The sequence below is a fragment of the Desulfomarina profundi genome, from assembly GCF_019703855.1.
GTDB classification, from domain to species: Bacteria; Desulfobacterota; Desulfobulbia; order Desulfobulbales; family Desulfocapsaceae; genus Desulfomarina; species Desulfomarina profundi.
The window spans coordinates 1032639-1046970 of the sequence record NZ_AP024086.1 but is presented as its reverse complement, the minus strand read 5'-3'; the positions used below and the strand labels follow the sequence as shown (position 1 = coordinate 1046970).

At 45.9% G+C, this 14332-nt stretch carries 11 protein-coding genes, 2 pseudogenes and 1 riboswitch; of the genes and pseudogenes, 7 read left to right on the top strand and 6 right to left on the bottom strand.

Annotated elements, in window-relative coordinates; translation table 11 throughout:
• Nucleotides 1–987: a sigma-54-dependent transcriptional regulator gene (locus LO777_RS04870; RefSeq protein ID WP_228856422.1), complete on the top strand. Its 987-nt coding sequence runs from the start codon at nt 1–3 to the stop codon at nt 985–987.
• An 8-nt stretch (nt 988–995) separates the two neighbouring features.
• A complete protein-coding gene (locus LO777_RS04865) occupies nt 996–1370 on the top strand; it encodes a helix-turn-helix domain-containing protein (protein ID WP_228856421.1) in 375 nt (124 codons plus the stop codon).
• A 23-nt stretch (nt 1371–1393) separates the two neighbouring features.
• On the opposite strand, the gene lon is transcribed toward LO777_RS04865, so the two are convergent.
• Both lon and LO777_RS04855 read right to left on the bottom strand, forming a co-directional pair.
• Nucleotides 1394–3145, bottom strand: a complete 1752-nt coding sequence (gene lon / locus LO777_RS04860; protein WP_228856420.1) for an endopeptidase La — start codon at nt 3143–3145, stop codon at nt 1394–1396.
• A 101-nt stretch (nt 3146–3246) separates the two neighbouring features.
• Nucleotides 3247–3420 carry a hypothetical protein gene (locus tag LO777_RS04855; protein WP_228856419.1) on the bottom strand — a complete coding sequence of 58 codons (174 nt, stop codon included), beginning with the start codon at nt 3418–3420 and terminating at the stop codon, nt 3247–3249.
• A 525-nt stretch (nt 3421–3945) separates the two neighbouring features.
• Here LO777_RS04855 and LO777_RS04850 point away from each other — a divergent pair.
• The 4 genes and pseudogenes from LO777_RS04850 (at nt 3946) to LO777_RS04830 (ending at nt 7299) form a co-directional block, all read left to right on the top strand.
• Entirely contained in the window at nt 3946–4776 is an 831-nt protein-coding gene (locus LO777_RS04850; RefSeq protein ID WP_228856418.1) for a universal stress protein, read from the top strand.
• A gap of 160 nt (nt 4777–4936) precedes the next feature.
• Nucleotides 4937–6003, top strand: a pseudogene (locus LO777_RS04840) (sulfite exporter TauE/SafE family protein).
• Nucleotides 6004–6005: 2 nt separating this feature from the next.
• Nucleotides 6006–6890 (top strand): universal stress protein, encoded by an 885-nt coding sequence (locus tag LO777_RS04835; RefSeq protein ID WP_228856415.1) that lies wholly within the window; start codon nt 6006–6008, stop codon nt 6888–6890.
• Between the two features lie 124 nt (nt 6891–7014).
• Nucleotides 7015–7299 carry a hypothetical protein gene (locus tag LO777_RS04830; protein WP_228856414.1) on the top strand — a complete coding sequence of 95 codons (285 nt, stop codon included), beginning with the start codon at nt 7015–7017 and terminating at the stop codon, nt 7297–7299.
• Nucleotides 7300–7338: 39 nt separating this feature from the next.
• On the opposite strand, the gene LO777_RS04825 is transcribed toward LO777_RS04830, so the two are convergent.
• From LO777_RS04825 to thiC, 4 genes and pseudogenes are all read right to left on the bottom strand, one after another.
• Nucleotides 7339–8661, bottom strand: coding sequence for a thiamine pyrophosphate-dependent enzyme (locus tag LO777_RS04825; protein ID WP_228856413.1), 1323 nt, complete (start codon nt 8659–8661; stop codon nt 7339–7341).
• A complete protein-coding gene (locus LO777_RS19970; protein WP_268907552.1) occupies nt 8658–9599 on the bottom strand; it encodes a pyruvate flavodoxin/ferredoxin oxidoreductase in 942 nt (313 codons plus the stop codon). Before LO777_RS19970 ends, LO777_RS04825 begins: the two co-directional genes overlap by 4 nt.
• Nucleotides 9563–9775 (bottom strand): hypothetical protein, encoded by a 213-nt coding sequence (locus LO777_RS19965; protein WP_268907511.1) that lies wholly within the window; start codon nt 9773–9775, stop codon nt 9563–9565. Before LO777_RS19965 ends, LO777_RS19970 begins: the two co-directional genes overlap by 37 nt.
• Before the next feature lie 40 nt (nt 9776–9815).
• Nucleotides 9816–11155, bottom strand: a pseudogene (gene thiC / locus LO777_RS04810) (phosphomethylpyrimidine synthase ThiC).
• Between the two features lie 97 nt (nt 11156–11252).
• Nucleotides 11253–11450: riboswitch (cobalamin riboswitch) on the bottom strand.
• 667 nt (nt 11451–12117) lie between these two features.
• On the opposite strand from thiC, the gene LO777_RS04805 reads away from it, so the two are divergent.
• Nucleotides 12118–14049 (top strand): ATP-binding protein, encoded by a 1932-nt coding sequence (locus tag LO777_RS04805; protein ID WP_228856412.1) that lies wholly within the window; start codon nt 12118–12120, stop codon nt 14047–14049.
• Nucleotides 14050–14332: the final 283 nt, after the last annotated feature.

The window sequence follows — 14332 nt, the reverse complement described above, 5'->3', positions numbered from 1 at the left end:
ATGACCTCTTCAGACAGAAAAACCGTCCTTGTCGTGGATGATGAAGCCATTGCCAGGGAGAATCTGGCCCTGATAATGGAAAAGGAAGGATATGATGTTGTAGTTGCCGACAGCGGAGAAACTGCTCTTTCACTTCTTGAGAAAAGAGAAGTTGACCTGGTCCTTACTGATTTGCGGATGCAGGGAAAAGACGGTATCGCTGTTCTTAACGGAACAAAAAAAAGGTGGCCGGCAACTGAAGTGGTGGTCATCACAGGATATTCCAGCGTTGAGACAGCCATTGAGGCAATTCGACAGGGTGCGTACCATTACCTCCCTAAACCTGTCAATGTGGCAGAGCTCAAAGTTCTTGTCGGAAAGGCACTTGAAAAAAGTGGTATGCAGAAAGAGATCCGTTCCCTGAAAAAGCAGCTATCGGACAATGCGGGAGCGTCCCGGATCATCGGCCAGAGTCCTGCTGTCCAGGCCATGCGTGAAAGAATAACCCAGGTGGCACAACTTGACTGCAATGTTTTGATTCTGGGAGAAACCGGGACAGGCAAAGAACTGGTGGCGAGAACAATTCACGAATTGAGCCCACGCGCAAAGGGTCGTTTTGTTGCCTTCAACTGCGGTGCATTTACCGAAGAACTGATAACGAATGAACTGTTCGGCCACGAAAAAGAAGCCTTTACAGGGGCAAACAGGGAAAAGAAAGGGCTTTTGGAACTGGCGGAAGGAGGTACAGTCTTTTTTGATGAAATAGGTGAACTCTCTCTTTCCATGCAGGTCAAGCTGCTGCGGGTTCTCCAGGAAAGAACCCTGCGACGGGTTGGGGGATCCAGGGAAATTCCTATTGATATAAGGATTCTTGCAGCAACCAACAAAGACCTGAAACAGGAGGCGGAGAATGGCACCTTCAGGATGGATCTCTTTTACCGTCTTGATGTTATCACAATTCGTGTCCCCCCCTTGCCCAGCGCAGAGATGACATACCTCTGCTGGTAAATCATTTCATGGTTAAACATGCCCATGCCGGGAAAGACATCCCCCAGCTTTCCGGTGAAGTAATCGAACGTCTCAAGCAGTATGAATACCCTGGAAATATACGAGAACTTGAAAATATCGCCCAGAGGATCCTCATTGAGTGCCATGACGAGATTGTCATGCCACCCCATCTCCCCGTCGATCTGCGAAACGATTTGATCATCCCCACCCGGTCCAACAGCGACCCCTGGCCGTCACTTGTGGAACATGAAAAAAGCTATATCCGGGAAGTTCTGGACAAAGTTGAAGGAAACAAGTCCAAAGCCGCAAAACTGCTCGGCATAGACAGGGTCTCCCTCTGGCGGAAAATCAAGCGGTATGATCTTGAAAACCCTGATGCCTGAATCAGACCACCCGAAACACAAAGTCAACTTTCTGCCAGTACATGCTCAATAATCTCATCCACAACCCGCACAAGAATTATTTCAAGCCCTTCCTTCACATCATCTGACAATATTTCCACTTCATCCCTGTTGGCTTCGGGCAGGAGAACTCTTGAAATCCCGGCCCTCTGTGCTGCCAACAGCTTTTCACGGATACCGCTGATGGGCAAGATCCTGCCGCTGAGAGTCATCTCTCCGGTCATGGCCGTATCGGCTCTTGCCACCCTTCCTGTGAGAAGAGACAGCAATGCAGCAAAAATTGTAATCCCGGCAGAAGGTCCATCTTTTGAGACTGCCCCTGAAGGCAGGTGAATATGCAGGTCACTGGCCTTGAAAAAATCATCAGGAACACCATATTCTCCTGTCCGGCTGCGAATAAGGCTGAGGGCGGCCTGCGCCGATTCACGCAGAACTTCCCCAAGGGAACCGGTAAGAATAAGATGACCGGTTCCCGGCATTAACGCCGACTCAACACTTATTATTTCTCCCCCGACCTCAGTCCAGACAAGGCCTGTTGTAATGCCAAGCCTGTTGCAGACCCCTGCCGCTTCACGATGATATTTCCGGGGACCGAGAAATCCCCTGATAACTTCTCCGTCAATATTGAGGAGCTCATCCTTTCCATCACTGTTCAGATAAACCAGAGCAAGTTTTCTGCAGATATTTGCAATTTCCCGCTCAAGGCCGCGCAGTCCTGACTCTCTTGTGTAATCATTAATAATTCTGGATACGGCATCATCAGAAAACTGTATATCCGCCCTGTTCAGCCCGGTTGCCTTAAGCTGTCGTGGAATCATGAACTGCCTGGCTATTTCCCGTTTTTCTCTCTCTGTATATCCGGAAAACTCTACTATCTCCATGCGATCAAGAAGAGGTCCCGGCAGTCTCGATAGATCATTGGCTGTTGCCACAAACATGATTTTTGAAAGATCAAAGGGCAGATCGAGATAGTGGTCCATAAATTTTACGTTCTGTTCAGGATCAAGCACTTCGAGAAGAACTGATGCGGGGTCACCCCGAAAATCCTGACCGATCTTGTCTATCTCATCAAGCATGAAAACCGGATTATTAACCCCGACCCGTTTCAGTTCAGTAATGATTCGCCCGGGCATGGCACCCACATAAGTTCGCCGGTGACCCCGGAGTTCCGCCTCATCCCGCAGCCCGGCCAGGGACATACGGACGAAATGGTGATTGAGGGCTTCTGCTATGGCCTTGCCAACAGAAGTTTTACCAGTTCCCGGAGGACCGGTAAAACAGAGAATGGGTCCCTTGCCCATTTCCGTCATCAATCTCTTTTCCAGTACTTCCTTGACGGTTTTGCGAAGTTCATCAAGATTAAGGGGCTTTCCAAGGTAATGTGCAGCCCCCCTTTTCAAAGCTTCCACTGCAGAATTGACTGTGGCAAAACCGGTAACCATAACTACGGGAGTTTCGGGAGAAACCCGATTGATATGTCCCAGGAGTTCCATTCCGTCCATACGATCCATTTTCAGATCGGTAATTACCAGGTCAATATCGCCACTGGAAAGTATTTCCAGAGCATCAAGACCGTTTGAAGCGGGAAAACAGCTGTAGCCATCTTTCAGCAGGACATGTTCCATATTGGTTCGAGCAATCTCCTCATCATCAACGATGAGAATTCTTGCCTGTACTGTTCCCCGGAGGGTTTTGGCTGCTAGAAATTCAAGAATCCGCTGCTTGACTTCATCGAGACCACAGTGGCGGGTATTCAATAATGTTTCTGCCCTGGAAACATCGAAGTTACCGGTGGACGACGCATTCCATGGCAGGGATAAAATAAAATCAATATAATTGCAGCCAATGGAATACTCTGCTACAGCAGCATCAGTTTTTTCCAGTTTTTCAACCTCCTTCTCCGCTGCCTCTCTTGCCTCACGGGCAATTCCGCTTCTCTTATCTGTTGCCTGACTTTTTCCAGTTGAGTCTGTTCCGGTGGTTTTTCTTCAATCCGGCTATCATCCTGCTCATGTTTTTTTTTAAAAAACATAATACCTGCTCCCCCATCTCATATTTTTTATAATGATTATCTAGTGTCTCTCCTGAAATGACTCTCAATTCTGCATTGTCATGAACAAAAATGAGTATGAAAAATCATCAATCGTACTGTCATTGTTTAAAATACTAGCATTTTCAATGCCAGAACATCTCTTTGCTAACCTCAAAAAATTCCGGTGATACCTCAATTCAACTATACGCCACGGTTATCAAGACAGCTTTTTGTTGACATTACATCACGATACTCTTCCACTGAAAACCGGATTCTGACTATAAATAACCATCCGGGCAATCACCACCATGTGGTAATGTTGCAATACGCAACTGATGTTGCTTTTTGCACCATCAAAAATACGGGGGTGTTGCAATACGCAACATGCCTTGGCTAAACAAATTTCTGCTACTTTTTATTTCTTTTATTTCAAACAAGTTACACAACAAATACAATCTGGCACAAATATTGATTTAATAGATTTGACTTTCAAAGTAATTTTATTGCTAATTTGCCAGGATTGTTATGACCAAACATGACATGAACGAAAAAACCGGTAAAACCACCGAGACACCAACAGCAAACATACCACGGATTCTCGTGGTGACAAGCAAGGGACACCTCACTGAACCGGTTATGGATTACGCCATCAGTGTTGCCGAGCGTCTTAACAGAGCAATACACGCTGTATACGTCAACACCCTTCCCTTTCTTCCGGACGGCGGTGTCCGTGCCCGGCACTTCAGCAGAGCTGTTAGAGAGAGTGCCACCATCTTCAAGGAAAAGGCCCGGCAAAAACCAGTATTTTTCAGCTACACGGAAGAATCAGGGAAAGTGGGTAAGGTTGTTCATCGACTGTGTCATTCGGCAAAACGTATTGATTTCATTGTAATTGACAAAGGTATCCGACGTTCTGAAGTTACCAGAAAAGCACCGGTTCCAGTTTTCAGTGTCATCTATACCCAATCTAAGAAAGGAAATCCAACATACAAAAAGAAACATCATTTCAACAATTTAAACACAGGAGGTTTTTCAATGTCCGCCAAAAAAACACGCTATGCCAAAAGATGTCTGATTTTCGGGCTCGGTTCCGCCGCTCTCTATGCGGCGGTTTTTACCAGCAGTGAAACTGTCATGGAATACTACACCAGGGGTGGCTGGTATGCCATACTGCCGGTAGCCACTGTTTTTGCCTTTTCCTATTTCCATGGAAGCTTCACAAGTGCTTTCTGGTCCATGCTCGGTATTGAAGGATCACAGAAGGCAGCTGACGAGCTTGCTGAAAAACGTGAAAAATCTGCTGACACTGTAGAAAAGCGCAGAGATGAACGTCCCAGAGCACAGGTCAATGCATAAAATCCAACCTGCATTTCTCATGAACATTGTGTTAATTTTTACATGATTTCAAGCATTCACAAGGGCAACCATACAGGTACTGTTGCCAAATGAGGGCTAATTAATATTTTTTTTATTTTTTATTTTTTTCATTTTATTTTTAACGTATTGGAGAAAAATCATGCATGGTCCAGTGACAGAAGCACTTCAATTTATCGATTTAAATCTCTACTCAGCCATATTTCTTATCCTGGTCGGTTTTGTCGGTGGCCTCGTCAGTGGCTTTATAGGCTCAGGTGGCGCGTTCGTTCTCACCCCGGGAATGATGAGTCTGGGGTCCCCGGTACAGTTGCCGTAGCCAGCAACATGTGCCATAAATTCCCCAAAGCCCTGGTTGGCTCCATCAAACGATACCGTTACGGTCAGGTGGATATCAAACTTGGTGTAATTATGGGCATAATCGCCGAAGTTGGTGTCCAGGTAGGTATTCGTTTCCAGAAATTCATCAGGGATACCTGGGGTGATGCCGGCTCCAATCTCTATGTAAGTGTAGCCTTTGTTGCAGTTCTGGTTGTCGTCGGTTCCTTTGTCATGCGTGATGCCATCAAAATAATGAAATCAGGCGGTGACACAAGCAAACCAGTACTCGCCAAAAAACTACAGAAAATCGAACTGTGGCCGATGATCACCTTCAAACGCATCAATCTCCGCATCAGCTTCTGGTTCCTGGCTCCTGTCGCTCTTGCAACAGGTATGCTGGCTGCCACCATTGCCGTAGGCGGATTTATCGGCGTTCCAGGACTCATGTATGTCATTGGTGTAACAAGTATTGTCGCTTCAGCCACTGAACTTGTCATCGCCTTCGTCATGGGCCTTGGTGGAACACTGCTGTGGGCATATTACGGTATGGTTGATATTCGTCTGACTCTTCTCATCCTTGCAGGATCCCTTTTCGGTGTACAACTCGGTGCCATTGGAACTACCTATGTCAAGGATTACATGGTTAAATTTGTCATGGCGACAATCATGCTGATTGTTGCAGTCAGTCGTTTTCTGGCAATGCCGAAATATATGAACCAACTCGACATTACCCATATTGCCAACAGCAATGTTGCACTCATGTCAAAAATCAGTTACGGCATTATGGTTATAGCTCTTCTGGTCGGCGCATTTATCATTCTCTACAATCTTTTCAAAGCTCGCAGCCAGGAAAAGAGGGCATACGCAGCTGCTGCATCTGAGGCATAGTCATGGCTGGTTCCGTCAGTACTGTTCTGGTAGCAATTGATCCGGTTTCACCGGTCAAAAGCAGTGTCAGAGAAGCCCTTCGACTCACTTCGTCCATGGGTGCTGAACTGACGGCACTCTCGGTTGCTCCCCGATATGAAGGAGACCTCAACCGTCTGACCCTGAAAAATACTGACACCCAGCTCAGACAACCGTTTCAAAAATGTCTGCAGGAGGCCTCCGACTTTGCGACCTCCTGCAGCATGCCGATAAAAACAGTCCTTCGCCATGGAGACCCGGCAGATGAAATCGTTAACTGGGCGGAAAAGACAGGTGCGGAATTCATTATCATCGGCAGTCCCAAGAGAAGCAATATGGAACGCGTTTTTCTCAGCAGGACTACCGCAGGTATTATCAGCCTCAGCCCATGCGATGTATTAATCATTCCCGAAGACTCCATTATCGATTTCTCCAGGATCCTTGTCTGCATTAACGGATCAAAGCACTCCATGGAAGCAGCCCAAAGAGCACTTGACCTGGCAATGAGCTATGGGAGCACCGTCCATATGCTTACTGTCGTAGATATCCCACTGGACAAGAGTCTGCGATATGGAGTTCTCAAGGAAGCCCGAAGGAAAGCTCTTACAACCCTTCAGAATCTCGCTGAGCAGGGGCGTAAACTGGAAGTCAATGTCGTAACAGAACTGAGGGAAGGAACTCCCTATAAGAACATTGTCACCTATGCTGAAAAAAACGATATTCAGTTGACAATTCTCGGCTCATACAGCCGAACAGCTCTGGAACGAATGTTTTTCGGTTCGATTGTTGAAAGGGTAACAGCACTTTCAACCTGTCCAACTCTGATTGTAAAAAAACTTGGCAGTGGAGGTGTCAGGAATTTTATCTGAAAACTCCGCACCCAGAGGGCATATATTGCCGAGCCATTGGGTCCATCAATGCTGATTGGATTGATGCAGACTGTAATACAACAACCTGGCACCGGACATTTATAGGAAAGCACGAGGTGATAAAATGGAACCTGGAACAGTGTTTGCCGGATTTGTACTGTACATGGGAGGATTTCATCTTCTGTGGCAGGCATCTGAACGGCTGAGCAAATGGTGGACAAAAAACAAAACGGCCACCACCCTGCTCAAAAAACAACGGGTTAAAAGAGGTGACTGGTATGTCTTTTTTCACCTCTCTGACTTGACGGGCACAACACGTCAGCAAAAGTCACATTCCGGTAGAATTAAAAAAGACAGCACCACGGAAAACAGACCTCCCAGAAAACGACGGCCAAGAGCACAGGTATGACAGTTCTCCCTACTGGCCAGCATTACAGGATCTTAAGAATTAACTATGAGAAGTCCGGTATGAGTTTTTTCTGCTGAAGAAATGATTCAGTAAAGATTCTGCTTCTTCCAGAGAGTTCCCGCTGAACCTGAATGCAAGACCCGCCCGGAGCATTTTTTCCGTAATAAGACTTTTCTCCTCTGCCAGTACAGCCAGAGAAATCAATGCCCAGTGCATGGATGGAATACGTAACTTTTTAAAATCAATTGTGATTGTCTTTCCTTCATGCTCCGGAACTTCAACACCTTTTCCCCGGATGACCAGGTTTTCCGGTTTGAGTTTTTCAAAAACACTCCTTCTGCGAGTCACACCTTCCCGGGCAAGGGCGAAAACCACATCCGGATGACCGGTCCCCGTGTATAACACTGGTGAAGAACTGAGAACCACCTCACTGATGGAATGCCCCCTCAGCACGGTAATCGGATAATCATTTTTCTGACTGACATGCAGACCGGCAGACATGGCCGCCAGACAGAGCAGTTCACCTGCAGTATTGACCCGCTGGCCTGCAGCACCCAGGAGCAGAATATCCTTTTGCCCGGTGAACGCAGAAGAATAAATTGGTTCAATATCTACAGGGCCCGAGGGCAAAGATAATCTCGAACTCTTTCTACGATAAAGGTCGGCGTACTCATCCCGCTCATTTTCCTGAACCGCACCGGAAACAGGCGGCAAAGCAGCCATTTCCTCTTCCAGCCCTTTCAGGGTGACACGATTCCTCTTACTGTAACGCCCCGGACAGACACCCCAGATATCCACAAGAGAAAACCCTTGATATTGCACTGCATCCCTGATCTGTTCTGGCAGTTTTTTTCCTGTTGCCATGACCCTGTCTACCCATGGACTTCCCGCAGCTGAAGCAACTTTGCAGATATCCAGGGAGGGCTCCAGTTCATTTAAAAATCCCGATGCAGTTGAAGCAACAGGTGACGTGGTGACGGAACATTGCCCTCCAGTCATGCCATAATTGAAATTATTCAGTACAAGAAGGGTAATATCAAGATTGCGTCTGCAACTGCTCAGGAAATGCGCTCCACCTATACCCATTCCGCCATCACCCATAATGGTAATAACAGTGAGTTCGGGCCTTGCCATCTTAAGACCGGTAGCATAAGTCAGAGCTCTGCCATGAAGACCATGCATGGCATGGCTGTTAAAAAAAGTGTCAAAAAGACCAGAACAGCCTATATCTGTTACAATAGCAACTTCCGTCCCCTGTTTTCCCATTGCCACCAGGGCCCTGTCAAGGGCTCTGACAACCAGGTCGTGGGAGCAACCCGGGCAAAAAACAGGCGGCCTGTCCCTGTTCAGTAAACTGCTCATAATCCCATCACCTCACACATGGCAGCAGGACTGATGAGTTTACCATCCATCCGTCCATGGAATTCTACAGGCTTGCTTCCAGCCAGCCTCTCTATTTCTCTGACATACTGGCCAAGATTCATTTCAATAACCATGACCCTTTCTGCATCAGCAATACAACGTTGAATAGTTTTTTCCGGTACAGGAAAAAGTGTTTTAAGAATCAGAAGAGAAACAGCACCGCCAGCATCCCGTATTCTCTGCACTGCTACCCTGGCAGCACGCGCTGTTACTCCGTAGACAATAAGCAGTGTATCAGCTGAATCATCCCGGTCATACTCAAACAGGGACAGGCTGTTAATGGCTCCAAGCAGCTTGTTTTCCATTCGCCTGATCCCACGGGCGATTGTTTCCGTATCTCCAGTAATATACCCGTATTCATCGTGGGTGGAAGATGTCTGTCTCACCAGCCTGTCCCCTCCAAGGGGCAGAAAATACGGGACATCTTTCTCCCCACCAGGCCCGAATGGTAAAAACTCTCTGTCCGGCGGACAATGATTTCTGTTGACAACACTCGGAATCTGAAGCGAAACAAGGTCTACACTTTCCCTGGTCATTGCTGTCTCTTTATTGGAAGCCAGAAATACCGGACAGCGAAATCGTTCAGAAAGATTAAAAGCCCGGACAGTCAGGGTATAACAATCCGTCACATCCACAGGGGCCAGTACAATAACCGGAAGCCCTCCACTGTTACTCCAACGGAGAAACTGTATATCACCGTCAGCTCCTTTTGTGGCTGATCCTGTGGATGGGCCGAGACGCTGCACATCAACAATGACCAGGGGAATCTCTCCGCCAATGGCAAAAGAGATCTGCTCGCTGTAAAGACTTATTCCCGGACCTGATGTTGCTGTCATGGCTTTCAGGCCAGCCATGGATGCTCCGAGACAAAATCCGATGGAAGCAATTTCATCCTCCCCTTGGAGACAGACGCCCCCTTTTGGGGAAGCATTTTCAGCAGGTGATGATAAATCGGCGTTGCCGGAGTAATGGGATATCCAGCAAAAAACCGACAACCCGCTCTGACAGCCGCCAGAGCAGTTGCCTCGTTACCGTCAAGAAAAACCATACCCATATATCTCTCCCGAAAATCGGAATTTTAATTTTACGGGATTTTACTCACAAGCATTGGAGTTCTCAACAGTTTTTCTGCATTTATCTCCCTGTATATCATTTTTAAAAAGGGCATGGCCTCGCTCCATAGCACAAAAATCACCACACATGGTACATGTAGCCTTGTTTTCAGGAGTGCGTGAATCACGAACCTGGCGCATTTTTTCCGGAAACATTGACAGCCTGAAGTATTCTTCAAAATCACTGTCTCTCCTGGCCAGGGCCACCTGTTTTTCAAGTTCCCTTCGTTCTGGATATTTTGCAATATCACCGATTCTTGCGGCAAGCCGTGTGGCCCGCACTCCTTCCCGCACATCATTTTCGTCAGGCAGAGCCAGATGTTCTGCCGGTGTTATATAACAGATAAGATCCGCACCATACCGTGCAGAATTGGCAGCACCGATTGCCGCAGTAATATGGTCGTATCCTGCGCCGGAATCAGCCGGCAAAGGACCAAGTACATAATAAGGTGCTCCACCACTCATTCTTTTTTCCAGCATAATGTTTCCCTCGATCTCATCAAGGGGAACATGCCCCGGCCCCTCCACCATCATCTGGCAACCCATATCCCGGCCAAGTTCCGCCAGTTCACAGTTTATTATCATTTCCGCCATCTGTGCCCTGTCATGACTGTCATGAATTGCCCCGGCCCGTATACCATTACCAAGGGAAAGAACAGCATCATACTTTTTCATCAACTCGCAGACTCTGTCAAACTGCTCATAAAGAGGATTTTCACAATTATTATACTCCATCCAGGACACCATGAATGTCCCCCCCTTGGAGACAAGTCCGCCATACCTGAACCCCTGTTTTCGCAGTCGTTCAATGGAAAAACGGTTTATTCCGCAATGAATGGCCATAAATGAAATACCGTCAGCCAATTGGCGCTCAATCAGCTCAAAGAGATATTCCGGATCAAGTTTATTGGGATTTCGATATTTTTTAATACTATCTGCAAATGCCTGATACAATGGAACATTTCCAACTGGAAGCTTACAACCATCCAACACAAATCGACGAATCATATCAAGATCCCCCCGGCCGACAGTTCCATCAACGTATCAACATGCTCTTCCTCAGCTATTTTTGCTTTTCTCAGCTCAAGTTCAACATCGACAATATCAGACGAGGTGCCGATTGAAGCATTCACTTTCGTGCGCAGACCTTCACCGATACCACATGTTTTTTGATTCGGTCTTACCGGGTTACACGGGATAACCACTTTTCCCTCAGCCACCCTTTTTCTGATTTCTTCAGGGATAAAACCTTCATCTTCTGCAACACATCTCATTTCCCGGGTAATAACCCCTTGTCTGGCCAATTCAATCTGAGTTTTCATTTCCTCATTGCTCCTTAAAAAAAAATTCCTGTCAAAGCGGGCAATAAAAAAGTCCGTACCACAGCCAAAAACTGCAGTACGGACTTTTTTAGGACAAGAAAGCCATATCTTCCAGGCAGGTCTTCTGACTCGCGGTTCACTCTCGGACTGCGCCTTCCCATCCCAAACATGGACAGTGGCAATTCGAACAGTCGTCGTCCCCGCTTACAGCGCTGGCCCAACGTTACGGAATTTCACCGTATTCCCTTTTCACCCCGGACCATTGTCCAAAGGCACCTGGTAGACTGTATATCTGTGTCTGCAAACGCTTCGGTCATTTTTCATTAAAATTGACTCACTTACGTTCACAAACTCTTCCCTCAACAGAGAGATTCACTTTTAGTGCCTTACTCCCGAGGTTCTGTCATAAAAAACAAGAAACCATGGAAGGTGTTTTGAAATTAAATGGTTAGGTTTATTTTCAAGGCACTTATACCCCCTCGTGGGGTGTTAGTACTCTCTTTTACTCAAACTCATTGTAAATGTAAAGAGTTACAATCTACCCCCGCTACCTCTCCCTCCTCTATGACCCAGTAATTTTTCCCACAAACCGTTTTTAACGAACATGAAAAACTCCTTGAATTTTAACAAGAAATTATTATATTGATCACAGGTTTTCAGCCCTGCAGACAATAGAAAAAAATATAGCTATACACAAAATTCAGTCTGGCATTTATGAGTCTGGAATGTGCCTGCCTCATCTGAAAATCCACAGTACAGAAGGTATTTTTACCACGGTTGTGATTTTCATTGTTTGTCGTTGCAGGGCCTTAAGATCAAGCAATGCTGGTTTATCGTAAGTATCCTAACTTGGCTGAATTTCATAAATAACCAGGAAAAACTTGTCCTTTCAAAGATTTGTAAAAAATGAGATTACATTTATTTTGCTCACTGTCAACTGCCCCCTAATACAGGTGCATTGAATGAAAAATCTTCCCACGCCACTGTATCGATTCATTAATAAAATCATTTTCAGTGGCGTGCGTGACACCCATGACAGTGAAACAAAACGTAAGATTGTTCTCTTTAACATCTTTTCCCACATCACGATTTTTTTTCTTTTTATCCTGGGAATAGCAGCTTTCGTACAAAAAGCTTTTTTTCTCGGTTTTGCGGATGCTGTCATGGCATTGGTCCTGCTCTCCCTTGTTGTCTACCTTCGTTTCAGTGGAAATCAGGTTTTCTGTGCACGTGTTGCTGCGACCCTTGCCAACCTGTTTTTCTGTTACCTTTTTTTCACGGGAGGAGTAAACAGTACCGCTTTCATGTGGCTGTATACGTACCCGACACTCTCTTTCTTTCTTCTGGGACCTTTCGGAGGAAGTTTTGCGACTCTGGTTCTCTTTATTTTCTGCCTTGGCTTCCTCTCCATTGATCTCACTTCCTCCTCGATCAATGTTTATAACGTTGATTTTGCCATACGTTTCATACCATCTTTTGTTGTTGTCTATTTTTTCTCATTTCTCCTGGAGCAAAGCCGTGAAAATGCCCAGAATGCCTTGGTCGGTAAACAGGAAGTTCTCATTCATCTCGTTGAAAAACTGAAAAAAAAGGAAAAACAACTGGAAGTTTCACAGGAAGAACTCGAACAACGGGTCAAGGAAAGAACAGCAAAACTTCTGGATATCAACCAAAAGCTGCAAAAAGAAATTGAAACAAGAAAAATTGCCGAACAGGAGCGAAAGAGACTGGAACAGGAACTGTCAAGTGCCCAGAAAATGGAAATGCTTGGCAGACTTGCCGGTGGAGTTGCCCATGACCTCAACAATGTTCTTTCCGGGATAGTCAGTTATCCCGATCTCCTGTTGACAGATCTTGTTACGGACGATCCGATGCATGGTCCACTGAAAACGATCAAAAAATCAGGGGAAAAAGCGGCTGCGATTGTTCAAGATCTCCTTGCTCTTGCACGAAGAGGAGTCATAGTTAAAAAGAACATTTCTCTGAACAGTATATTGAACGAGTATTTCCAGAGTCCTGAATACACAAATCTCTGTCGTGCAAACCCTGAAATTATTGTTGAGCAGAACCTGGCCCAGGATCTCAAACTGCTCTGTGGTTCACCAATTCATCTACAGAAAGCGATTATGAACCTGGTCATTAACGCCTTTGAAACAATTAACACTGCGGGGAAAATAATCCTTTCAACTAAAAATATTACCCTCTCCTCTCCCCTGATCGGTTATGAAGAAATACATACCGGTGATTACGTTCTCTTAACTGTCAGGGACACGGGAATCGGCATGACTCCAGAAGTACTAAAGAAGATTTTTGAACCGTTCTACACCAGAAAAAAAATGGGTAACAGCGGCACTGGACTGGGTATGACAGTTGTCTGGGCGACGGTAAAAGACCATAACGGTTATCTCAATATTGAAAGTCAACCGGATGAAGGGACAACTATTTCACTCTACTTCCCAGTCTCGGCTGCAAACACCTCTGAAAGTGCAACACCATTGAATAACGCCCAAAAGCTTATCCATGGCACGGGGCAGACTATACTGCTCGTGGATGATATCGAAGAGCAGAGAAATCTCGGGCTCTCGATTCTTGAAAAACTCGGCTACAAGGCATGGTGCGTTTCAAGTGGAGAAGAAACCATAAAATTTATTCAGCAGCAACCTGTAGATCTTCTCCTGCTTGACATGATAATGCCACCGGGAATAGACGGTCTTGAAACCTACAGGAAAATTCTGAAAATCAACCCGGACCAGAAAACGATAATCATCAGTGGTTTTTCCGAAAATGACAGGGTCCGAAGGGCCTTGGAACTTGGAGTCAAGGCCTATTTGCAAAAGCCCTACAATATTGAGCAGATGAGTATTATGCTCGCCCATGTTCTATCATCAAACTGAGTCTGTTCCCGATTCGTGGGCCAGGGCTTCCCCAAAAAAAATGACCAACCTGAATCTGTAATGACTTTGTGATACGGCTGCATCTCAATCAACCACGCACGGTTTCAGGAAAAAAGTATCTTTTTCTGTTTTTTTGACCGATACAGAGATTACTCTTTAAAAAAAAGTGAAATCGAAGGGATGTCTCTATTATAAATTTAACTCTCAACTTTGATGATCTCGTAAAAAGTCGTTCAACGTTCTCAGATGGACTCTGGAAAAACTTCGATATACAAGGCGTGGC

Bases quoted from the DNA above. Each gene is read 5' to 3' on its own strand.
- LO777_RS04850 (WP_228856418.1), top strand. From the start codon at position 3,946: ATGACCAAACATGACATGAACGAAAAAACCGGTAAAACCACCGAGACA.
- LO777_RS04830 (WP_228856414.1), top strand. From the start codon at position 7,015: ATGGAACCTGGAACAGTGTTTGCCGGATTTGTACTGTACATGGGAGGA.
- LO777_RS04835 (WP_228856415.1), top strand. From the start codon at position 6,006: ATGGCTGGTTCCGTCAGTACTGTTCTGGTAGCAATTGATCCGGTTTCA.
- LO777_RS04825 (WP_228856413.1), bottom strand. From the start codon at position 8,661: ATGAGCAGTTTACTGAACAGGGACAGGCCGCCTGTTTTTTGCCCGGGT.
- LO777_RS04865 (WP_228856421.1), top strand. From the start codon at position 996: ATGGTTAAACATGCCCATGCCGGGAAAGACATCCCCCAGCTTTCCGGT.
- LO777_RS04870 (WP_228856422.1), top strand. From the start codon at position 1: ATGACCTCTTCAGACAGAAAAACCGTCCTTGTCGTGGATGATGAAGCC.
- LO777_RS04855 (WP_228856419.1), bottom strand. From the start codon at position 3,420: ATGTTTTTTAAAAAAAAACATGAGCAGGATGATAGCCGGATTGAAGAA.
- LO777_RS19965 (WP_268907511.1), bottom strand. From the start codon at position 9,775: ATGGGTATGGTTTTTCTTGACGGTAACGAGGCAACTGCTCTGGCGGCT.
- LO777_RS04805 (WP_228856412.1), top strand. From the start codon at position 12,118: ATGAAAAATCTTCCCACGCCACTGTATCGATTCATTAATAAAATCATT.